The sequence below is a fragment of the Streptomyces sp. NPDC049954 genome, from assembly GCF_040656295.1.
Lineage (GTDB): Bacteria > Actinomycetota > Actinomycetes > Streptomycetales > Streptomycetaceae > Streptomyces.
Map to the genome: position 1 here is coordinate 604,574 of NZ_JBFALS010000004.1, position 21,438 is coordinate 626,011.

General features: G+C 71.6%; 21 protein-coding genes. 14 read left to right on the top strand and 7 right to left on the bottom strand.

The features are described 5' to 3' along the window. Nucleotides 1-2 precede the first annotated feature (2 nt). Complete coding sequence (rpmG, locus tag AB0J21_RS11865) at nucleotides 3-167, top strand: 50S ribosomal protein L33 (RefSeq protein WP_363145705.1); 165 nt, start codon at nucleotides 3-5, stop codon at nucleotides 165-167. A gap of 380 nt (nucleotides 168-547) precedes the next feature. Further along, nucleotides 548-796, top strand: a complete 249-nt coding sequence (locus AB0J21_RS11870; protein ID WP_363145756.1) for a DUF397 domain-containing protein — start codon at nucleotides 548-550, stop codon at nucleotides 794-796. A 186-nt stretch (nucleotides 797-982) separates the two neighbouring features. On the opposite strand, the gene AB0J21_RS11875 is transcribed toward AB0J21_RS11870, so the two are convergent. Then, a complete protein-coding gene (locus tag AB0J21_RS11875) occupies nucleotides 983-1,498 on the bottom strand; it encodes an ATP-binding protein (RefSeq protein ID WP_363145706.1) in 516 nt (171 codons plus the stop codon). A 263-nt stretch (nucleotides 1,499-1,761) separates the two neighbouring features. On the opposite strand from AB0J21_RS11875, the gene AB0J21_RS11880 reads away from it, so the two are divergent. The 4 genes from AB0J21_RS11880 (at nucleotide 1,762) to AB0J21_RS11895 (ending at nucleotide 5,260) form a co-directional block, all read left to right on the top strand. Continuing rightward, nucleotides 1,762-2,652 (top strand): helix-turn-helix transcriptional regulator, encoded by an 891-nt coding sequence (locus tag AB0J21_RS11880; RefSeq protein ID WP_363145707.1) that lies wholly within the window; start codon nucleotides 1,762-1,764, stop codon nucleotides 2,650-2,652. Nucleotides 2,653-2,858: 206 nt separating this feature from the next. Then, complete coding sequence (locus AB0J21_RS11885; RefSeq protein WP_363145708.1) at nucleotides 2,859-4,325, top strand: aldehyde dehydrogenase family protein; 1,467 nt, start codon at nucleotides 2,859-2,861, stop codon at nucleotides 4,323-4,325. A gap of 132 nt (nucleotides 4,326-4,457) precedes the next feature. Next, on the top strand, nucleotides 4,458-5,000 hold the full coding sequence (locus AB0J21_RS11890) for a DinB family protein (RefSeq protein ID WP_363145709.1): 543 nt from the start codon (nucleotides 4,458-4,460) through the stop codon (nucleotides 4,998-5,000). A 104-nt stretch (nucleotides 5,001-5,104) separates the two neighbouring features. Beyond that, on the top strand, nucleotides 5,105-5,260 hold the full coding sequence (locus AB0J21_RS11895; RefSeq protein WP_363145710.1) for a hypothetical protein: 156 nt from the start codon (nucleotides 5,105-5,107) through the stop codon (nucleotides 5,258-5,260). 30 nt (nucleotides 5,261-5,290) lie between these two features. On the opposite strand, the gene AB0J21_RS11900 is transcribed toward AB0J21_RS11895, so the two are convergent. Together AB0J21_RS11900 and AB0J21_RS11905 are read right to left on the bottom strand one after the other, a co-directional pair. Continuing rightward, complete coding sequence (locus tag AB0J21_RS11900) at nucleotides 5,291-5,893, bottom strand: HD domain-containing protein (protein WP_363145711.1); 603 nt, start codon at nucleotides 5,891-5,893, stop codon at nucleotides 5,291-5,293. 10 nt (nucleotides 5,894-5,903) lie between these two features. Next, nucleotides 5,904-7,016 carry a helix-turn-helix transcriptional regulator gene (locus tag AB0J21_RS11905; RefSeq protein ID WP_363145712.1) on the bottom strand — a complete coding sequence of 371 codons (1,113 nt, stop codon included), beginning with the start codon at nucleotides 7,014-7,016 and terminating at the stop codon, nucleotides 5,904-5,906. Between the two features lie 238 nt (nucleotides 7,017-7,254). Between AB0J21_RS11905 and AB0J21_RS11910 the strand changes: the two genes are divergently transcribed. Then, nucleotides 7,255-7,770, top strand: a complete 516-nt coding sequence (locus tag AB0J21_RS11910) for an ATP-binding protein (protein ID WP_363145713.1) — start codon at nucleotides 7,255-7,257, stop codon at nucleotides 7,768-7,770. A 68-nt stretch (nucleotides 7,771-7,838) separates the two neighbouring features. Then, nucleotides 7,839-8,252, top strand: coding sequence for a hypothetical protein (locus AB0J21_RS11915; protein WP_363145714.1), 414 nt, complete (start codon nucleotides 7,839-7,841; stop codon nucleotides 8,250-8,252). Here the strand turns inward: AB0J21_RS11915 and AB0J21_RS11920 are convergent. Beyond that, nucleotides 8,246-9,661, bottom strand: a complete 1,416-nt coding sequence (locus tag AB0J21_RS11920; protein ID WP_363145715.1) for a glutamate decarboxylase — start codon at nucleotides 9,659-9,661, stop codon at nucleotides 8,246-8,248. The genes AB0J21_RS11915 and AB0J21_RS11920 overlap by 7 nt on opposite strands. Nucleotides 9,662-9,805: 144 nt before the next feature. Continuing rightward, entirely contained in the window at nucleotides 9,806-10,000 is a 195-nt protein-coding gene (locus AB0J21_RS11925) for a hypothetical protein (RefSeq protein ID WP_363145716.1), read from the bottom strand. Nucleotides 10,001-10,292: 292 nt separating this feature from the next. Here AB0J21_RS11925 and AB0J21_RS11930 point away from each other — a divergent pair, with 292 nt between their 5' ends. Next, nucleotides 10,293-11,321 (top strand): VTT domain-containing protein, encoded by a 1,029-nt coding sequence (locus tag AB0J21_RS11930; protein WP_363145717.1) that lies wholly within the window; start codon nucleotides 10,293-10,295, stop codon nucleotides 11,319-11,321. Between the two features lie 94 nt (nucleotides 11,322-11,415). Here the strand turns inward: AB0J21_RS11930 and AB0J21_RS11935 are convergent, their stop codons facing one another. Both AB0J21_RS11935 and AB0J21_RS11940 read right to left on the bottom strand, forming a co-directional pair. Then, nucleotides 11,416-13,116 carry a threonine/serine exporter family protein gene (locus AB0J21_RS11935; protein ID WP_363145718.1) on the bottom strand — a complete coding sequence of 567 codons (1,701 nt, stop codon included), beginning with the start codon at nucleotides 13,114-13,116 and terminating at the stop codon, nucleotides 11,416-11,418. 287 nt (nucleotides 13,117-13,403) lie between these two features. Then, nucleotides 13,404-13,895 carry an inorganic diphosphatase gene (locus AB0J21_RS11940; protein ID WP_363145757.1) on the bottom strand — a complete coding sequence of 164 codons (492 nt, stop codon included), beginning with the start codon at nucleotides 13,893-13,895 and terminating at the stop codon, nucleotides 13,404-13,406. A 323-nt stretch (nucleotides 13,896-14,218) separates the two neighbouring features. Here AB0J21_RS11940 and dacB point away from each other — a divergent pair, with 323 nt between their 5' ends. The 5 genes from dacB (at nucleotide 14,219) to ftsH (ending at nucleotide 21,298) form a co-directional block, all read left to right on the top strand. Beyond that, the gene (gene dacB / locus AB0J21_RS11945) at nucleotides 14,219-15,706 is read left to right on the top strand and encodes a D-alanyl-D-alanine carboxypeptidase/D-alanyl-D-alanine-endopeptidase (RefSeq protein ID WP_363145758.1); all 1,488 of its coding nucleotides are present in this window, start codon (nucleotides 14,219-14,221) and stop codon (nucleotides 15,704-15,706) included. 91 nt (nucleotides 15,707-15,797) lie between these two features. Beyond that, nucleotides 15,798-16,946 carry a zinc-dependent metalloprotease gene (locus tag AB0J21_RS11950; RefSeq protein ID WP_363145719.1) on the top strand — a complete coding sequence of 383 codons (1,149 nt, stop codon included), beginning with the start codon at nucleotides 15,798-15,800 and terminating at the stop codon, nucleotides 16,944-16,946. 380 nt (nucleotides 16,947-17,326) lie between these two features. Beyond that, the gene (tilS, locus tag AB0J21_RS11955) at nucleotides 17,327-18,469 is read left to right on the top strand and encodes a tRNA lysidine(34) synthetase TilS (RefSeq protein ID WP_363145720.1); all 1,143 of its coding nucleotides are present in this window, start codon (nucleotides 17,327-17,329) and stop codon (nucleotides 18,467-18,469) included. A 55-nt stretch (nucleotides 18,470-18,524) separates the two neighbouring features. Continuing rightward, entirely contained in the window at nucleotides 18,525-19,085 is a 561-nt protein-coding gene (hpt, locus tag AB0J21_RS11960; RefSeq protein ID WP_031001341.1) for a hypoxanthine phosphoribosyltransferase, read from the top strand. Nucleotides 19,086-19,261: 176 nt separating this feature from the next. Further along, nucleotides 19,262-21,298 (top strand): ATP-dependent zinc metalloprotease FtsH, encoded by a 2,037-nt coding sequence (ftsH, locus tag AB0J21_RS11965; RefSeq protein ID WP_363145759.1) that lies wholly within the window; start codon nucleotides 19,262-19,264, stop codon nucleotides 21,296-21,298. Nucleotides 21,299-21,438: the final 140 nt, after the last annotated feature.

The window sequence follows — 21,438 nt, forward strand, 5'->3', positions numbered from 1 at the left end:
GCATGGCACGCAACGAACTCCGCCCCGTCGTCAAGCTCCGGTCCACCGCGGGGACCGGGCACACCTACGCCACCCGCAAGAACCGCAGGAACGATCCCGACCGGATGGTGCTGCGGAAGTACGACCCCGTGGCCGGCCGGCACGTCGAGTTCCGCGAGGAGCGCTGACCGTCGCCCCGCCCGGAGCGGAGAGGCCCCGCGCGAAGCGGACGGTCACTCTCCGGAACCGGTCCGGCCCGCCCGGGGGGAGTCCGTCACCGGCCGGGAGGAATCCGTCATTGGTCGGAGCGAAACGGAAACGGGAGGGCGTAACCGGCGTACGTCGAGTGATGTGCGCCACGTCCCCTCCAGCCGGCCCCCATCGGGGGCCGGCTTTCGCGTCTCCAGGGGAGGGAAAGGGCTTGTCCGGGAACGCTGCAAGGAGTGCTGTAACGGAGGGGGCACCCCTCGTGCACGTGCATCTGCTCATGCATCCGCAGGTGAACGCAGCTATGATCGCGCTCAGTTGACCGATGCACCATTGGCCACAGCACCACCGGGAGCTACCTGTGCACCAGGCGTACAACGGCATGGCGGCCACGGACCTCCAGGAGGTCCACGACGTCGTCTGGCAGAAGAGCCGGCACAGTAACTCGCAGGGCTCCTGCGTGGAGTTCGCCAAGCTTCCCGGCGGGGACGTCGCTGTCCGCAACTCGCGGTACCCCGAGGGTCCGGCCCTCGTCTACACGCGCGCCGAGATAGAGGCGATGCTGCTCGGCGTCAAGGACGGCGAGTTCGACCACCTGCTCGCGGGCTGAACCGGGTCCGCCCGGCGGGGGCGGTCCGTCGGCACTCTCCTCGGCCGCCGTCGGGCGGGTGCTGGTGTGCCTGCCGGAGTGGGCGACGCGGGAGGCCGTCACCGGGCCGGGGCGTCCTGGCCGGGCCGGGGCGTCCTCGCCGGGCCGGGCCCTCGTCCCCCCGGGCGGTGCCCCCGGTCTCCGGTCTCAGAGGCGGAACAGCGCCCAGACCATCTTTCCGCGCAGGGCTCCGGCGAGCGGGTGCCAGCCCCAGCTGTCGCTGAAGGAGTCGACCAGGAACAGGCCGCGGCCGCACTCGGCGGAGAAGTCGTCGCCGTCCTGTGCGACCGGGCTCTCCTCGCTGGGGTCGCGCACCGCGCACATCAGCCGGCCCGTCCACCGCGTCAGGTGCAGCCGTACCGGACTCTCCGGCGACACCGGGTCGGGGCCGCAGGGGGAGGGCGTCGCGGCCGGGGACTCCGTGGTCGGGAGGGCGTGGCGCAGGGCGTTCGTGACGAGTTCGGAGACCACGAGCGCGATGTCGTCGGTCAGTTCGCCCAGGCCCCAGCGGCCGAGCGTGGAACGCGCGAACTGCCGTGCCTCGCCCACCCCTTCGAGCCGGGAGCTGAGCGCGCAGGAGGCGGCTTCACGCACCGAGGCGGGGTCGACCGGAGGTAGCCCTTGCCTCAGCGGGTCGAGCATGGTCGATCCATTCGTCCCCATGCGAGGCACTCCCGAATTTCGCGGTCACTGCGCAGCTGCGGTGGTGCGCCACCATCGTTCCGAATGCGCACAGCGGATGCAAGGGCAGATGCACGTGCACGCGCCGGAATTGGCGCCACACATACCACTTCGGGTGCATATCTTCCCAGTAACTCTTCCGGTCGCATTGCACAACCTTTCCGTTTCCGTAATCGAACGAGTACGGCCCGGAGCGTTTTAGTGGCAGACTGCGGGCCCTGTAGTGAATGGGGAGGCTGGGCGACGTGACCGCAGGGGACTGGGGACGGCCCCAGGCCGAAGGGCCCGGGGGCGGATCGGTCGTACGGCGCATCCTGCTGGGCTCTCAGCTCAGACGGTTGCGTGAGACGCGCGGGATCACCCGTGAGGGAGCCGGTTACTCGATCCGGGCCTCCGAATCGAAGATCAGCCGCATGGAGTTGGGACGGGTGAGCTTCAAGGCGCGGGACGTGGAAGATCTGCTCACGCTCTACGGCGTGCACGACGAGGCCGAGCGCGGACAGTTGCTTGCCCTCGCGAAGGAGGCCAACATTGCGGGCTGGTGGCACAGTTACTCGGACGTCCTGCCGGGCTGGTTCCCGACCTACGTGGGCCTTGAGGGCGCGGCCTCCGTGATCCGGGTCTACGAGGTGCAGTTCGTCCACGGGCTGTTGCAGACGGAGGCGTACGCGCAGGCCGTCGTCGCCCGCGGGATGCCGGACGGCTCGCGCGCCGACATCGACCGCCGGGTCGCGCTGCGCCTGGAGCGGCAGAAGATACTCGTGTCCGAACGGGCCCCGCGCTTCCACGCGGTGCTGGACGAGGCGGCCCTGCGCCGGCCGTACGGCGACCGGGCCGTGATGCGCGGGCAGTTGGAGCACCTGATCGACATGTCGCAGCGGCCCAACGTGTGCCTTCAGGTCATGCCGTTCAGCTTCGGCGGGCACTCCGGGGAGAGCGGCGCCTTCGCGATGCTCGGCTTCCCGGAGTCCGACCTGTCCGACGTCGTGTACCTGGAACAGCTCACGAGCGCCCTCTACCTCGACAAGCCCGAGGAGGTCGCGCAGTACGAGTCGGCCTTCGAGGGCCTGCGCAAGGACTGCCCGGGTCCCGAGGAGAGCCGCGACCTGCTGCGCGGCCTGCTCCAGCTCGGCTGACCGGGCGGTCCGTGATCCGTGGTGCGTGGGCGGCCCGCCGTGGGCAGGCGGCCCGCGGGCACGTCCCGCACCCCGGGGGCGCCGGTGCGGGCCCTCGCGCAGGCCGCGAAACCCGGGCGCGCGCGCCGTGCACGCCGTACCATGACGTGCCAACCGCAAGTCGCCTCGCGGCACTTGAAAGGCACAGAGAACCGGCAAGGAAACGTATGTCGTTCTTCACCGAACTGGCCCATCAGTACATCGACGGTGAATGGCGCACCGGCCGGGGCTCCTGGGACATCATCGACTTCAACCCGTACAACGGCGAGAAGCTGGCCGCGCTGACCGTCGCCACCGGCGAGGAGGTCGACGAGGCGTACCGCGCGGCCGCCCGCGCCCAGCCCGCGTGGGCCGCCGCCGGGCCGCACGAGCGCCGCAAGGTGCTGGAACGCGCGCTGTCGGTGCTGACCTCGCTGCGCGAGGAGGTGGCGGCCGCCATCGTCGAGGAGCTGGGCGGCACCTGGTCCAAGGCGTACTTCGAGGTGGACCTCGCCGCCGAGTTCGTGCGCCACGCGGCCTCCTACGCGGTGGGCACGGAAGGGGAGTTGCTGCCCTCGCTGACGCCCGGCAAGGAGAACCGCGTCTACCGCGAGCCGGTCGGCGTGGTCGGGGTCATCAGCCCGTTCAACTACCCGCTGCTCGTGACGCTCAAGTCGGTCGCGCCCGCGCTCGCCCTCGGCAACGCCGTCGTCGTCAAGCCGAACCAGAACACGCCGGTCGTGGGCGGCGGGGTCATCGCCCACGTCTTCGAGCGGGCCGGTCTTCCCGCCGGACTGCTCAACGTCCTGGTCACCGACATCGCGGAGATCGGCGACGCGCTCATCGAGCACCCCGTGCCGAAGGTCATCTCCTTCTCCGGCTCGGACACCGTGGGCCGGCACGTCGCCGCGGTAGCCGCCCGCTCCCTCAAGCGCACCGTGCTCCAGCTCTCCGGCAACGGCGCCTTCGTGGCCCTGGACGACCTGGCGGAGGACGGGCTCGACCACGCCGTGGAGGCGGCCGTCTTCAGCCGCTTCGTGTACCAGGGCCAGGTGTGCATGGCGGCGAACCGTATCTTCGTCGACCGCCGCCTGGAGTCGGAGTTCAGCCGCCGCTTCACCGAGCGGGTGGCCGCGCTGCGCACCGGCGACCCGGCCGACCCGGAGACCGACCTCGGCCCGGTCATCAACCCCTTCCAGGCCGAGGCGCTGACCGCGCTGGTCGAGCGGGCCGTGGCCGACGGCGCCACCGCGCTGCTGCGCGGGCGGACCGTGGGCAACCTGGTCGAGCCGACCGTCCTGACCGGACTGCCTGCCGACTCCCCGCTGCTGCGCCAGGAGATCTTCGGCCCGGTCGCGCTGCTCGTCCCCTTCGACGGCGAGGAGGAGGCCGTACGGCTCGTCAACGACAGCCCCTACGGGCTGGCCGGGGCGGTGCACACGGCGGACGCCGAACGCGGGGTGGCCTTCGCGCGGCGCATCGAGACCGGGATGATGCACGTCAACGGCAGCACGATAGACGACGACCCGGTGGCGGCCTTCGGCGGCGAGAAGCTGTCCGGTATCGGCCGGCTCAACGGCCCCGCCTCCGTCGACGCGTTCACCACCCAGCGCTGGATCTCCGTCCAGCACGGACGGGGCACCTACCCCCTGTGAACGGCCCGGGCCCCGTTCGCGGACCCACCCGGACGGGCCCGTACTCGCGGACCGTTCCTGTCCGCAAGGGTCCGTAGCTTGGTCGGTGCCGGGGGGAAAGGCCCTCCGGCGACAAGCCGGAAGGCGGACCCCATGGTCACCCACGTATCCCCCGAAGCAGCTGGTGACGAGCACGGCGCCCTGCTCGCCTTCCTGGAGGAGCAGCGCGGCGGCATCCGGCGCGCGGTGCTCGGGCTGACCGAGGAGCAGGCCAGGCTGCGGCCGAGCGCGAGCGCGCTGACCCTCGGCGGCCTCGTCAAGCACTGCGCCGAGACGGAGCAGAGCTGGGTCGCCCGGGCCCGGCAGGTCCCCGCGGACACCGAGCGGGACGAGACGAACTGGCACGAGAGCCACGTCCTGCTGGAGGACGAGACGGTGCCCGGGACGCTCGCGTACTGGGAGAAGGTCGCCGCCGGGACCGAGGACTACATCCGCTCCCGCCCCAGCCTGGACGAGACCTTCCCGCTGCCCGACCAGCCCTGGTTCCCCGACGCCGAGCGCGTCTCGCTGCGCTGGCTGCTGCTCCACCTCATCCGCGAGACGGCCCGGCACGCCGGGCACGCCGACATCGTCCGCGAATCGCTGGACGGCGCGAGCGCCTGGGACCTGGTGGCACGCGAGCGCGACCAGCGGTGACCTGGGCGGGGTGAGGAGGGTGGGCGGCCCGTCCGGCACGCGGCTCGCGTCGCGCTGCCGCGGGGCGCGCTCACCGCGTACGACGAGCGGCGCGAATCGGCTTCATGACGGACCTGCCGAGGGCAGAGGCGGTGGACCTGCCCGGCAGGTGGCTCGCCGCCCTTGAGGCGTCGCGCGCGACCGTCACCGAGCAGTACGTGCCGGAGGGCGAGGAGAACCCGTCCGCGACGGGGGAGCGGCACCCGGGGGACGTGCGCTGAGGAGGCGTTCCCGGGCCCGCCCGGGAACCCCTACCCGTCGGCCCCCTCGCCCTCCTCCCCCTCACCCATCGCGGCGCGCAGCCAGTCGAGCGGCCCGGAGGCGAGGACGGCGTCCGCCAGCGCCTGGCCCGAGGCCGTCCGCAGCCGGGCCCGGCTGTTGTCGATCCACCGCTGGGCGTCCTGATGGCCCCGCGCCCGGTACTCGACCCCCTGGACCAGGCACTCCAGCTTGTCCGCGTCCTGCGCGCACAAGGCCTCCGGTGTCGCCTTCGCCTCGTACTCCGCGACCAGATCGCGCACCGTCCCCGCCAGGACGGCGGGGGCCCCGGCGACCTGGTCGGCGGTGACGGCCTCCGGGTCGGCGCGCGGCGCGTACTTCCGCCCGAGGTGGTTGACGTCCCCGGTGCGCGACTCCTGGGAGTCGTGCCAGACCGCGAGCAGAGCCGCCCGCGCCGGATCGGCCCCCTCCAGCGTGGCGAGCACGGAGGCGAGCAGCGACGTACGCCACGAGTGCTCCGCCACCGACTCCGGATCGCGCACGCCCGCCATCCACCACCCGGTCCGCCGCGCGCTCTTCAGCGTCCCCGCCTCGAAGACGAGCCGCGCCACAGCCGTGAGATCGTGCTCAGCCATCCGGTCTCCTTCACGCCTCGCTGAGGCGAATCGCGTACTCGATGCTTTCGAGCTCTCGTCGCGCGCGCGGCGAGAGCTCCCCGCTATCCAACAACACCGCGATGCGACGGCGCAGGAAGCGGCCTGCCACTCCGCTGCGAAGCAGGTCAGGACGGGCACGGAGCAAGGCCCACACACTGTGAAGGTTGAGGTCCATGTAACCGTGCCCGACGCTGAGTCCCATTGCCAAGTGGCTCAGGAGTCTGTCACCTGACCACTGGGCGGGAACAGGCCGCGCGATGAAGTCGTCGGACAGTTCGATGCCAGAGGTCTCGCCGATCCAGTAGGCCCAGTAGTTCAGGTTGGCCGCTTCGCCGGCATCGTCGGAAAGCGCGGTGTCGATGAAATGGGCCATTCGGTCGCGGTCACCGATGCGAGCCGCGACGGTCGCCACAGAGCGACTGTTGAGCCAGCGGCTGAGCCAGTCGTCCGGCCGCTCCGCTCGCTGTTGTACGGCCAGCCAGTCCGCCGTGTCGGCCTGAGTGTCGTAGCCGCAGAGGTAGAGGGCTTGTCTGCGTAGGAGGAACTGGTCTCGTCCTTGTGCCCGTTCAGCTGTCTCACGCATATTCGCGAAAAACCGGGCGCGATCGGGTGCGGCGAGTTCCGGCCCCTCGGGTACGGGCCCCCTGCGGGTCTTCGCAGGCGTGGGAAGGGATCTGACCGGTAGTGGTGCGACCTGGGTGAGTGGCCAGGTGAGTACTTCTGCCAGGCCGCGCCGCAGCACCATCGAGGCCAGCGGGCTGGCCTCGGACGGGGCATCCCGGTTGATGGCGTCGGCAAGCAGGATGTCCGCTTCGAACCCGTACTCAAGGGCTTGAAGGAGTGCTGGGGCCGCTCCAACGCGCTGAAGGCGGTGACGGTGGACGAGCATCTGGCCGATCGGAACGGAGACCAGTGGGCGCCGTCCGCTCTCCCAGCCGGCGATGGTGTCCGCCGAGACATTGAGGTGCTCTGCGATCTCCTCCTGCGTAAAGCCGAGTTGTTCTCTCGTCACTCGGAAGAGATACCCCGAGATGGTCCCTGATCGCGATCGGGACCTATTTCCCTGACGGGTGGTCAGGGTTGTTGGGAGCCTCTTAGCCATCAACGCTCCATCTCAGGCGGTTCGCAGGCAAGTACCCGTACTGGTGGTCACTTCCGGGGGCTATGCGGGTTTCATACCGTCTTCCTCACCCCACTTGAGCTTATGAGGAAGGCATCCCGCTATGGGCCTCGCTGCGAGATCTGCCCCTTCCCCGACCGCGCCGCACGGCCTCCTGTTCCGGGCAGTTGAGCGCGTCAATGCTGACCCCCTGGAGCATCACGCGCCTCAGCCCGGTGGCATGAAGACGACCGGACCGGAGCACCCGCACATGAACGAACGGGTTGCCGATACGGCAGTGGACGGAGACACGGTGGCGCCGGGTGCACCTGGCCACGTCGCACCGGCATGCGCGGCGGCCATTGGGGCGCCCGGATACACCGAGACCATGCCGCGCCTGCCGGAATCAGCTGCCGCCGCCCGGCGTCTGGTGATCACGGTGCTGGAGGTATGGCGGCTCGGTGAACTCGCCGAAGCGGCTGCGCTGGTCGTGACCGAACTCGTGTCGAACGCGACTGAACACGCTCGCGGAGACGTGATCGGCGTGACGATCACACGCTCGGCGGAGCGGCGCGTGCGCATCGCGGTGGCCGACAAGGCGCACGTCGAGCCGATCCGGCATGACGTGAACTGCCACGACGAGCGGGGGCGCGGCCTCGCCTTGATCGATGCTGTTTCCGTGGCCCGGGGCACTGACCTCATGCCGTGGGGGAAAAGAGTCTGGGCTGACCTGTCGGCCGAGACGGACTGTTCGTGACCCAAATCGGCGATGCCATGTCGAAGAACCCACCTTGCCGAACCGTTCCATGCCCACTGGAGGACTGCATGAACAACACCGCCGAGACTGCCGCCGCAGGACTTCGCGAAGCGCTTGCGCAACGAGGTCTGGCGCTGCCCGGCGTACGACCGCTGCACGACGCCCTGGCGCTCGGCCCGGTGGACGTCACAACCGCCGCCCGGCTGGGTGATCTGTTGGGGGCGCCGCCTCTGGCGCCGGGCGTGAACCTCACTGACTGGCGACAGGCGCACGTCGTGGCGGGGCGGCTCACCGAGGCCGTACGAGCGGTCGCGGCGGGTGCGTTCCTCGACAGCTTCTTTCACCCGGACTGCGTGCGGTGCGACCGCGAGGCCACTGTCGCCCTCGGGGCGCTCGACATCCCCACGGCCGTCCGTCTGGCCGCCGTGCTGGGCGCTGGGCCGGACGTCTTTCCACAGAGGGCAGGGGAAGTGACTCAGTGATGGAACCCCGTAGCCCGCTCCTTGTCGTGGGTGGCCGGGTGGGACTGGCCGCGTAGTTGCGGGAGGAGCTGTTCCAGGTCGTCGAGGAGGAGGTCGGCGAGGTCGGAGGAGAAGCCGTTGCGGCACACGATCCGCAGGACGGACAGGTCCTCGCGGTGCGCGGGGAAGGTGTACGCCGGTACCAGCCAGCCGCGTTCGCGCAGGCGCCGGGACACGTCGAACACGTCGTACGCGGTGACGTCGGGGGCCGTCGTGAACGCGAACACCGGCAGCTCCTCGCCCCGGGTCAGGAGGCGGAAGTCGCCGGTGGCCTCGATCCGGTTCGCCAGGCCCCGCGCCACGTCGCGGGAGGCCTGCTGCACGGCGCGGTAGCCGTCGTGGCCCAGCCGCAGGAACGTGTAGTACTGCGCGACGACCTGCGCGCCGGGGCGGGAGAAGTTCAGCGCGAAGGTCGGCATCTGCCCGCCGAGGTAGTTCACCCGGAACACCAGCTCCTCCGGGAGCGCGTCCGCGTCCCGCCACAGCGCCCAGCCCACCCCCGGGTACACGAGCCCGTACTTGTGCCCCGAGGTGTTGATCGAGGCGACGCGCGGCAGCCGGAAGTCCCAGCGCAGGTCCGGGTCGAGGAACGGCGCGATCATGCCGCCCGAGGCCGCGTCCACGTGCACCGGGACGTCGAGCCCGGTCCGCTCCTGGAGGGCGTCGAGCGCCGCGCACAGGTCCGCGATCGGCTCGTAGGAGCCGTCGAAGGTCGAACCGAGGATGCCGACGACCCCGATGGTGTTCTCGTCGCACAGCTCGGCGGCCGCCTCGGGGGAGAGGTGGAAACGGTCGCCCTCCATCGGCACCTGGCGCGCCTCGACCTCCCAGAAGGCGCAGAACTTCTCCCAGCACACCTGGACGTTGATCCCCATGACGAGATTGGGCCGCGCCGAGCCCGGGTACCGGTCCGCGTTCCGCTTGGCCCAGCGCCGTTTGAGCGCCATGCCCGCGAGCATGCACGCCTCGCTCGACCCGGTCGTCGAACAGCCCACGACCGCCTTCGGGCGGGGCGCGTGCCACAGTTCGGCGAGCATCGACACGCAGCGCCGCTCCAGCTCGGCCGTGCGCGGGTACTCGTCCTTGTCGATCATGTTCTTGTCGCGGCACTCCGCCATCAGCACCCCGGCCTGCGGCTCCATGTAGGTGGTGACGAAGGTCGCGAGGTTCAGCCGCGCGTTCCCGTCGAGCATCAGCTCGTCGTGCACCAGCTGATAGGCCGCGTGCGGAGCCATCGGCCCGTCCGGCAGCCGGTGCCGGGGCGGGGCCTCGGTCATCCCGCCCAGCGGATCGGCCTCCCCGATGAACGGGTTCACGGACAGCGGCTTCTCGGGCCGCCCCTCCGGGCCGGGGGTGTGGTGCAGGGGCATGACGGGGCTCCTCACGACGCGGTCCTGAAGCAGACACTAGGGAGGAACGGGGCATTCCGCCGCCCGGAGGAGCCCGCGCGGCACGGCCGGCTCCGGAAGAGCCGCGCGGCACGGCCGGCCCACACGCCGGTGACCGGCTTCCGCCTACACCTCGATGAGTGACCGCAGGTCGATCTCCACCGGGAAGGGCAGCGACGTGACGAGCTTGCCGGTGTGGGCCGGGCGGTCGGGCGCGGGCGCGTACACCCCGGTCTCCTCGTGCCGCCAGAACTCGTGCACGACCGGCACGTCGTCCTCTCCGCGCTCCACCCGCCAGTGAGAGACCATGACTGCTCCCATGGGGTACATCGTGGTGGCGGTTCGCGCGCATTCTTGCGATGTGACGGTATCGCCACTCGTGCGAGTGAGGACGCATCGTTTCGGCGCTTCACCGAGGTGGCCGCTTCCCGGCCTCCGGCCGGCGGCCCCCGCTTGGCCCCCGCTCCTCCCCTGGCGCATGCTGGGAGCGCGGCCGAGGCGCCCCCACTGGAACCCGGGCGCCGGGGTACCCGTTGATAGCTTTGCTCCCGCATGACCTCCCCCGCCGTACGGACGTCGCCCCGCCGGCCCCTACCCCCAGGAGTCCGACCTCGTGAACACGCTTGCTCTCGGACCGAGCTGGCTGGACCCGAACACCCTGCTCAACCAGTTCGGGATCTGGGGCCTGCTGCTGGTCGTCTTCGCCGAGTCGGGGCTGCTCATCGGCTTCTTCCTGCCCGGTGACTCACTGCTGTTCACGACCGGTCTGCTGATCACCGGTGACCAGCTCGACTTCCCGCTGTGGGCGGCCATCGCGCTGATCTGCCTCGCCGCCGTCCTCGGCGACCAGGCCGGCTACCTGTTCGGCAAGAAGGTGGGGCCCTCGCTGTTCAAGCGGCCCGACTCGAAGCTGTTCAAGCAGGAGAACGTGGAGAAGGCGCACGAGTTCTTCGAGAAGTACGGCCCGAAGTCCCTGGTCCTCGCCCGCTTCGTGCCCGTCGTCCGCACCTTCACGCCGATCATCGCGGGCGTCAGCGGGATGCGGTACCGCTCGTTCATCACCTTCAACGTCATCGGCGGCGTCCTGTGGGGCGCGGGCGTCACCCTGCTGGGCTCGTGGCTCGGTCAGATCGACTTCGTGAAGAAGAACATCGAGTTCATCCTCGTGGCGATCGTCCTCGTCTCCGTCATCCCCATCGCCATCGAGTACCTGCGCGCCCGTGGCAAGAGCAAGAAGGACGGGGCGGACGGCGGCCCCGGCCAGGCCCGGCAGGACAGCGGCCCCGCCGCCCCCTCGCCGTACGGTGACCAGGAGCGCTACGGGCAGGCCCCCTACGGCCAGGACGCCCACGGGCAGGGGCAGCAGCCCGGCCGTCACCCGCAGCAGTACGGGTATCCCGCGCCCGGAGCCGCGCCGTACGGCGGCCCGCAGCCCCCGCAGAACTACGGCGGGTACGGCCGTCCCGGCGGCTACGGCCAGGACGCGCCGCAGACCACCCAGCCGATGCCCGCCGTCGACCCGGCCGTCGGCCCGTACGGCGACCGGCCCCAGGCCGGGCCGCAGGCCGCACCGCAGCCGCAGCCCCCGCAGGACCCGCCGCACGGCGAGCCCCCGTCGCGCGGGCGCCACGCCAAGCGCTGAGGCGCTCAAGCAGCCGGGCAGCCGCAGGGCCCCGCACGCCGTCGCGTGCGGGGCCCTGCGGCTTTTCGTGTGGTGCTGCGGCCGGTACGCGTCCCTAGAAGCCCCTCGTCCGCTTGGCCGCCCTGCGGCTCGCGTTCGACGCTCCGGGGATGCGCAGGAACAGGCGGGAGACCTCGGAACCGAGGTTCACGCCGATCGCGATGGCCAGCGCCGTAGCCACCGCCCTGGACAGGGACAGCAGCCCGTCGTCCAGGTTGTTCTGCGCGATGCCCAGCAGCCCGTAGTAGGTCGCGGAACCCGGCAGCAGCGGGCCGATCGCCGCCGTCACGTACGGCAGCGAGGACGCGAACTGGTATCGCGAGAGCAACTGCCCGAACAGCCCGACCAGGCCCGCGGCGACCGCCGTCGCGGCCACCGGCGAGATCTTCCCCGTGTAGTGCATCGACCCGTACACGAGCCCCGCCACCCCGCCGTTCGCCGCCACCGCGAGGACCGTCGAGCGCTCCTGCTGGAGCAGCACCGCGAAGGCCAGCGACAGCGCGACGGACGCGAGGATCTGGGCGACCGGCCGGTTCACCGCCGTCAGCGCGACGTCCGGGTCGAGCGGCGCGTGCAGCTGCACGCCCACGTACAGGATCACCAGCACGCCGATGACGATGCCGACGAAGAAGTACATGACTTCCAGGAGCCGGGCCGCCGCCGTGATGTAGTAGCCCGTCAGCCCGTCCTGCACCCCCGCGACGAGCGCCCGCCCCGGCAGCAGGGCGAACAGGCCACCGGTGACGACCGCGGACGCCTGGAGGTCCGCGTGCACGAGGGTGAGCGTCACCCCGACCGCCGCCGGAGGGGTCGCCGCCACCAGGAACTGGTAGAACTCCGGCAGCCCGCGGCCTGCGGCCAGCCACGCCAGCCGGTCCCCGAGCATCGCGCCGATCGCCGCGCAGAAGAACACGGCCACGTCACCGCCGACCAGCACCGAGGCGCTGCCAGCGAGCAGCCCGTTGGCCGCCGTCAGCGCCCAGCCCGGATACGGGTGCCGGTTACGGCGGATCTCCGCGAGCCGCCGGTACGCCTCTTCGAGGGACACCTCCACGTCCGGGGAGCTGATGTCGTCCACGAGCTGGAACACGGCGGCCAGCCGCGTGTAGTCCGTACCGCGCCGGCGCACCGTGCGCGAGGCCGACACCGGGTCGTCCACCAGCGAGGGCTGGTAGCTGATGTTGAGGAGCGTGAACGTGACGTTCGGCTCGCAGCGGTCGAGCCCGTAGGAGCGGCACACGGCGAACATCGCCGCCTCCACGTCCTCGGCGCCCTCGCCGCCCGCGAGCAGCAGCTCACCGATACGCAGCGTCAGGTCCAGCACGCGCGGAACGGCCGGTCCCTCCTCCGCGTCGTGCTTCTGCGAGGGCTCGGGCGTCGGCCGCTCGGCCACCGGCATGCGCAGCATCGTGCGCATCCGGTCCTGCCAGGGCGCCTCCTGGGTGAGCCGTATCATCGGCACGCCCTCGGGCGGCGTGAACGCGGCCGGGGCCTCGCGCGCGCTGTACGTGTGCGGGGCGGTGAACGCCGAGGTCGTCGAGGACGAGGAGGCCGCGCCGCCCGCCGCCTCCTGCGGCTCCGGCGCGCGGAACCCCTCGGGCAGCGCGAACTCCGAGGTGACCTGCGACTCGTCCTCGGCCTGCGCCACGGCCGCGGGCGGCCTCGGCAGCCCGGACGGCGGGGAGAAGGCACTGCGCGCCTCGTCGGACTGCGGTTTGCGGTCCTCCTGCGGCCCGTGGTCCTCCGGCTCGCTCACCTGTCCGCCTCGCTCCTCGCCGTGCCCCACGCGTTCGCCGTCGTTCCCGTCCGTCGTGCCGTCGTGCCGTCGTGCCGTCGTGCCGTCGTGCCGTCGTGCCGTCGTGCCGTCGTGCCGTCGTGCCGTGTCCCGTCGCCGGTCCCGGAAGGACCGCGCGGCCCGTCCGCGCGGGAGGACGTACGCCTCCCGCCCTCCCTCGGCTCACCCCTTCACCTGCACCGTAAACGCCGAAGGGCCGTACGGCCTGCCGGTCGTACGGCCCTTCGGGGCACGTCTGGCGGTACGGCTCAGTGGCCGCCCTGCTCCTTGGCGCGCTGGTACGACTTCTCGACCTCGGCCTCGGCCTCGGCGCGGCTCGCCCAGTCGGCGCCCTGGACGGACTTCCCGGGCTCCAGGTCCTTGTAGACCTCGAAGAAGTGCTTGATCTCGTCGCGCAGGAACGACGAGACGTCACCGATGTCCTGGAGGTGCTCCATCCGCGGGTCACCGGCCGGGACGCACAGCAGCTTGTCGTCGCCGCCGGCCTCGTCGGTCATGCGGAACATGCCGATCGTGCGGCACTCGATCAGGACACCCGGGTACGTCGACTCGTCCAGGATGACGAGCGCGTCCAGCGGGTCGCCGTCCTCGCCGAGCGTGTTCTCCACGAAGCCGTAGTCGGTCGGGTACGCGGTCGAGGTGAAGAGGCGACGGTCCAGCCGCACCCGACCGGTCTCGTGGTCCACCTCGTACTTGTTGCGCGAACCCTTCGGGATCTCGATCGTGACGTCGAACTCCACCGGTTGTTCCTCCATGGTCGGCACGTGTTCAAGCACCGTGCGCGGGTGTGGGCTGGTACCTGCGTCCGACCGGGGGACCCCTCTTCGCCCCGGGGGCCGGGGGAACCCGTACGGACCGGGGCGCCATGCTCACGGCAGGGCGCAGTGGTTAAGTGTCCCTCACTCCGGTGTGTGATCGCGAAAGGGGCTGGTTCCAGGTGCCCGAGGTGCCAGAGGTACCCGAGCCACGGCTCACCGACCGCCCGCGGCGGTGGCCTCTCGACCTGTCCCGGCTGCCCGCGTGGGCCCGCCCGCGCGGGCCGTTCGGTACGACGCGGATCACGGTGGGCGCGGCCGTCCTCGGACTCCTCGTCGCGAGCGGCACCGCCGCCCTCGCCGGCCCCTTCGACTCCTCCGGGCAGCGCGTCGCCGAGGCCCGCCGGGCCGAGGCCGCCGCCGCGTCCGGCACGGGAGCGGCCCCGGCCCCCGGAGCCCCCGGAGCCCCCCGGGGCGAGGACTCCCCCCGGCTCACCACCGCCGGGCTCCCGGCCCCCGCGCCCAGCGCCGCCGCCGTCCTCGCGACCCTCGCTTCCGGCCGCGCCCCCGCGAAGAACTCCCTGCCCCGCCGGCTCGATCCGCTGCTCGACAAGCCCGCGCTCGGCGAGCGGCCCACCGCCTCCGTCGTCGACGTGGCCTCCGGCACCGTCCTCTACGACGCCCACGCGGACACCGCCCGCACCCCCGCCTCGGTCACCAAACTGGCCACCGCCGTCGCCGCCCTCGACAGCCTCGGCGCCGACCACCGCATCGAGACGAAGGTCGTCGGCGCGAAGGACGACGAGGACGGCAAGGACGACGACGAGGGACAGGGCGACGGCAAGGGCAAGGACGACGAGGAGCGGCTCACCCTCGTCGGCGGCGGCGATCCGACGCTCACCGCGCGCGCCCACGCCGACGGCTTCGCGAGCCTGCGCGACCTCGCCGCCCGGACCGCCCGCGCCCTGAAGGACGGGGGCGCCCGGTCGTACACCGTCGCCTACGACGTCTCCCTCTACTCAGGGCCCCGGCTGCACCCCATAGGACCCAACGAGAACATCGCGCCGGTCACCCCGCTCATGGCCGACGAGGGCCGGCTCGACGACTCCCGCAGCGGCCCCGCCGCGCGCAGCACCCAGCCCGACAAGGACGCCGCGGAACGCTTCCGCGACCTCCTGCGCGACCAGGGCGTCAAGGTCGCCGACAAGGTGGAGGAGCACCGCGCCGACACCGGCGGCCAGACCGTCGCCGCCGTGTCCTCCGCCCCGCTGTCCGCGCTGGTCGAGCGCATGCTGACGTACTCCGACAACGACATCGCCGAGGGCCTCGCCCGGCAGACCGCGCTCGCCGCGCACGAACCCGTCAGCTTCGACGGCGGCGGGAAGGCCACAAAGGCCCGGCTCGACCGGCTCGGACTGCCGCTCGACGGGGCCCGCTTCGCCGACGGCAGCGGACTCGACCGCGCCGACCGGCTCACCCCGGCCCTGCTCACCGGGCTGCTCGCGCACGCGGGCGACAAGGACCGGCCCGCGCTGCGGCCCGTCCTCAGCGGACTGCCCGTCGCCGGCTTCACCGGCACCCTCGCCACCCGCTACAACGAGCACACCAACGCCTCCGGTACCGGCATGGTCCGCGCCAAGACCGGGACCCTGACCGGCGTCAACACCCTCGCCGGAACCGTCGTGACCCGCTCCGGACGGCTGCTCGCCTTCGCCTTCATGACCCAGGACGCCCCCAACCCGCTCGACGCGCAGGCCGCCCTCGACCGGATGGCCGCCGCCCTCACCGACGCCTGAACCACCCCGGCCCCCGGTGCGGAGGCGCCCCCTCCGCACCGGCCCGCCCGAGCCCGCACCGCAAACCGCGCGCAGCACGTACGGTTGACGCATGACGAGCATCGGTGGTGCCCAGATGGTCGACTGGAATCTCGCGGTCGCGACCGCCACCCGGCTGGTGCGGCCGGGCCCCGAAGTGAGCCGCGACGAGGCCCGCGCCATCGTCGCCGAGCTCCGCATCCACGCCAAGGCGGCCGAGGAACACGTCCGTGCCTACACCCGGATGGCCGGGGCCGAGGCGGCGGACACCCCCGTCCTCGTCGTCGACCGCCCCGGCTGGGTACGGGCGAACGTCGCCGGTTTCCGCGAACTGCTCGGACCGCTGCTCGACAAGATGCGCGAGCGCAGGAACGAGGGCGGCTCCAGCAGCATCCTCGGCGCCGTCGGCGGCAAGGTCACCGGCGCGGAACTCGGCGTCCTGCTGTCCTTCATGTCCTCCCGGGTGCTCGGCCAGTACGAGACCTTCGCCCCCGCCTCGCGCGAACTGCCCGCGGGCACGGGCGGCGGCCGGCTGCTGCTCGTCGCGCCCAACATCGTCCACGTCGAGCGGGAGCTGGAGGTCGACCCGCACGACTTCCGGCTCTGGGTCTGCCTCCACGAGGAGACCCACCGCACCCAGTTCACCGGCGTGCCCTGGCTGCGCGACCACCTGGAGAACGAGATCCAGGCCTTCCTCGCCGAGACCGAACTCGACCCCGGCACCTTCGTGGACCGCCTGCGCGACACCGTCCAGTCCCTCTTCGACAAGGACAAGTCCGACAAGGACACGTCCGAGACCGGCCCGGACGCGGCCGGTGAGGACGAGGGGCGCTCCCTCGTCGAGATGGTCCAGTCGCCCGCGCAGCGCGAGATCCTCGGCCGGCTCACCGCCGTCATGTCCCTGCTCGAAGGCCACGCCGACTACGTCATGGACGGCGTCGGCCCCCAGGTCGTGCCCTCCGTCGCCGAGATCCGCGAGAAGTTCCAGAAGCGCCGCGCGCAGGGCGCCAGCCGCCTCGACCTCGCCCTGCGCAAGCTCCTCGGGCTCGACGCGAAACTGCGGCAGTACCGCGACGGGGAGAAGTTCGTGCGCGCCGTCGTCGAGAGCGTCGGCATGGACGGCTTCAACCGCGTGTGGACCTCGCCCAACACCCTCCCCACCAAGGCCGAGATCCACCGCCCCGAGGACTGGATCGCCCGGGTGCACAGCAGCGCCGAGTAGCGAGCGGGGCGCCGCGCGAGCCGCGACGCCCCGCGCGCCGTACGCCGCCCGCCCGCGTCGCCGGGGGCGGCGCCCCGGCCCGCCGCACGCCGCCCCGCCCCCGGAAGCCGCCCGCCCCGCGTACGCCGGTGGGCCGCCGCAGCGGACCGCACCGTACGGCCGTGTGTGAAGAAGATGCGGCCGACGGCAGAAGTACGACCCGGTAATCACCCGTCCGAGGGACCGTGTGTCACGGGCGGGCGTGCGATGCTCGGAGAACAGCCTGTTTCTGTCACCATCTCCGCACACTGCGTGACAGCACGGGGCTTCCCCCACCTCCGGAGCCCCACGGAACACAGCGCTCCCGAACACGTACAAGATCCCCATGAAGGGAACCGGACATGGGTCCCCATCCCGCGGTCGCAGCGATACGTCTGGCAGTCCGCCGCGCCCTGCACGACATCCTCAGCCAGCACGCCTCGGCCGCCGCCGGAGCCGCGTCCCCCGCCGCCCGGGCCCCCGAGCCGCCCGCGATGTCGGCCGCCGCCCCTCCCGAGCGCCAGGCCCCCTCCCCGGACTGGGCCGCCGGCATCCTCCGCGCGAGCCGCCCGTTCCGCGCCCCCGCCCCGGACGCCCCCCTCGTGCTCGTCGCCTGCTCCGGCGGGGCCGACTCCATGGCCCTCGCCTCCGCCCTCGCCTTCGAGGCCCCCCGCCTCGGCGTCCGGGCCGGCGGAGTCACCGTCGACCACCGCCTCCAGAGCGGCTCCGACGCCCGCGCCGCCGAGGTCGTCGCCCGCCTCGGCGCCCTGCGCCTGGACCCCGTCGAATCCGTCGCCGTCGACGTCGGCCGCGCCGGAGGACCCGAGGCCGCCGCCCGTGAGGCCCGCTACGCCGTCCTCGACGCCGTCGCCGAACGCCACGGCGCCGCCGCCGTCCTGCTCGGCCACACCCGCGACGACCAGGCCGAGACCGTCCTGCTCGGGCTCGCCCGCGGCTCCGGCACCCGCTCCCTGTCCGGCATGGCCGAAATCTCCGGCCCCCACGGCCGCTACCGCCGCCCCTTCCTGCGCGTGGACCGGCAGACCGCGCGCAAGGCCTGCATGGTCCAGGCCCTGCCCGTGTGGGACGACCCGCACAACACCGACCCCGCCTACACCCGCTCCCGGCTGCGCCACGAAGGGCTGCCCGCCCTGGAGAAGTCCCTCGGCAAAGGCGTCGTCGAGGCCCTGGCCCGCACCGCCCAGCTCTCCAGGGACGACGCCGACGCCCTGGACTCCTGGGCGCAGCGGGCCGCCGCCGGAGTCCGCGACGAGCACGGCCACCTGGACTGCGCCGCGCTGTACGCGCTGCCGCCCGCCGTCCGCCGCCGCGTCCTGCGCGCCGCCCTGCTCGCCGAAGGCGCCCCCGGCGGGGCCCTGTTCGCCAAGCACATCGAGGAAGTCGACCGGCTCATCACCGGCTGGCGCGGCCAGGGAGCCATCAATCTGCCGGGCAAAGTCGAGGCCAGACGGCTAGGTGGCAGACTGGTCATCCGGCAAGGCTGACGGCGCGGGCCCACGGGCGGGCAGGCGCCGGCCACCGGCTCGAACGACGAAAGTGATGCGCGTGGACGCGAAAGACATGGGCTCCGACCTCCAGTCGGTTCTCCTCACCAAGGAAGAGATCGACGCGAAGCTCGCCGAGCTGGCCGCGAAGATCGACGCCGAGTACGCGGGGAAGGATCTGCTCCTCGTCGGTGTCCTGAAGGGCGCCGTCATGGTGATGGCGGACCTCGCACGCGCCCTGTCCACCCCGGCCACGATGGACTGGATGGCGGTGTCCTCCTACGGGGCCGGCACCCAGTCCTCCGGCGTCGTGCGCATCCTCAAGGACCTCGACACCGACATCAAGGGCCGCCACGTCCTGATCGTCGAGGACATCATCGACTCCGGGCTCACCCTGTCCTGGCTGCTCACCAACCTCGGCTCGCGCGAGCCCGCCTCCCTGGAGGTGTGCACGCTGCTGCGCAAGCCGGACGCCGCGAAGGTCGCCATCGACGTGAAGTGGACCGGCTTCGACATCCCCAACGAGTTCGTCGTCGGCTACGGGCTGGACTACGCGGAGAAGTACCGCAACCTGCCCTTCGTCGGCACCCTCGCCCCGCACGTGTACGGCGGCTGAGCGGCTGCGGCTCACTCCGGGGAACCCTCGGCGCCCGCCCGCCGTTGGAGGGTGCACAGGCGGGTTCCCCAGCAGTCCCCTGCGTCTTCGGGTGACAATGCTGGGGTACCGTCCGAAGAACAGTCTTTATCAAACTCACTATGGCAGGAGGGACGGGGCGCCACCGCTCCGTGTGGATGGACGTGAAGCGATACTTCCGTGGGCCGGTCATGTGGATCGTGCTGGCCGTCCTCGCCGTGGTCGTGTTGATGCAGGTCGTCGGTTCGTCCGGCGGCTACAAGACAGTGGACACCGGCCAGGTCGTACAGGCGATCAACGACAACAAAGCCAAGTCGGCCAAGCTCAGCACCGGTGACGAACAGACCATCAAGGCCGAGCTGAAGGACGGCCAGAAGGTCAAGGGCAGCAGCAAGATCCAGGCGAGCTACATCGGCACCCAGGGCGCCGACCTCGCCGAAGCGCTGCAGAAGAAGTACCAGGACAAGCAGATCCCGGACGGCTACACCGTCCAGCCCGCGAAGCAGAACGCCTTCGTCGGCATCCTGCTCTCCCTCCTGCCGATCATCCTGATCGTCGTGCTCTTCCTGTTCCTGATGAACCAGATGCAGGGCGGCGGCTCCCGGGTCATGAACTTCGGGAAGTCCAAGGCCAAGCTCCTCACCAAGGACACCCCGAAGACGACCTTCGCGGACGTCGCGGGCTCCGACGAGGCGGTCGAGGAACTGCACGAGATCAAGGAGTTCCTGCAGGAACCGGCGAAGTTCCAGGCCGTCGGCGCCAAGATCCCCAAGGGCGTGCTGCTGTACGGCCCGCCCGGAACCGGCAAGACCCTGCTCGCGCGGGCCGTCGCCGGCGAGGCCGGGGTGCCGTTCTACTCGATCTCCGGTTCCGACTTCGTCGAGATGTTCGTCGGTGTCGGTGCCTCCCGGGTCCGTGACCTCTTCGAGCAGGCCAAGGCGAACGCCCCGGCGATCGTCTTCGTCGACGAGATCGACGCCGTCGGCCGCCACCGCGGCGCCGGCATGGGCGGCGGGCACGACGAGCGCGAGCAGACGCTGAACCAGCTGCTCGTCGAGATGGACGGCTTCGACGTGAAGGGCGGCGTCATCCTGATCGCCGCCACCAACCGGCCCGACATCCTCGACCCGGCGCTGCTGCGCCCGGGCCGCTTCGACCGCCAGATCGCCGTGGACCGCCCGGACATGCAGGGCCGTCTGGAGATCCTCAAGGTCCACCAGCAGGGCAAGCCGGTCGCCCCGGGCGTCGACCTCGCGGCCGTCGCCCGCAGGACCCCGGGCTTCACCGGCGCGGACCTGGCCAACGTGCTCAACGAGGCGGCGCTGCTCACCGCGCGCAGCGACCGCAAGCTCGTCGACAACGACATGCTGGACGAGGCGATCGACCGTGTGGTCGCGGGCCCGCAGAAGCGGACCCGGATCATGTCGGACAAGGAGAAGAAGATCACCGCGTACCACGAGGGCGGACACGCCCTGGTCGCGGCGGCCTCACCGAACTCCGACCCGGTCCACAAGATCACCATCCTGTCCCGGGGCCGGGCCCTGGGCTACACGATGGTGCTCCCGGACGAGGACAAGTACTCGACCACCCGCAACGAGATGCTCGACCAGCTCGCCTACATGATGGGCGGCCGGGCGGCGGAGGAACTGGTCTTCCACGACCCGACCACCGGCGCGGCCAACGACATCGAGAAGGCCACCGGTACGGCCCGCTCGATGGTCACCCAGTACGGCATGACCGAGCGGCTCGGCGCGATCAAGTTCGGCGGCGACAACACGGAGCCCTTCGTCGGTCGCGAGATGGGCCACCAGCGCGACTACTCGGAAGAGGTCGCCGCGCTCGTCGACGAAGAGGTCAAGAAGCTCATCGAGACGGCGCACAACGAGGCCTGGGAGATCCTGGTCGAGAACCGCGACGTCCTCGACAACCTGGTCCTCCAGCTGCTGGAGAAGGAGACGCTGGGCAAGGAGCAGATCGCCGAGATCTTCGCCCCGATCGTCAAGCGTCCGGCCCGCCCGGCGTGGACCGGTTCCGCCCGGCGCACCCCGTCGACGCGGCCCCCGGTCCTGTCGCCCCGCGAGCTCCAGCTGACCCACGGAGCCAACGGCACCCCGGCGGTCACCAGCGGGGTCTCCACCGACAAGACGCCCCCGGCCCAGCCGGAGCCGTCCCCGGAGGACCGCGGCGAGAGCTGAGCGGCAGCTCACCCAGCCCGGAATGAAGCCCGTGCCCCTCAGGTTCTAGTGCCGTGGCAGGCAATGTTTGCCCGTGAAGGAGCGGCGTCCGGTGCGTGCTCTCGGTGCGCCGGCCGGAAGCCCTAGTACTGGACGTACTT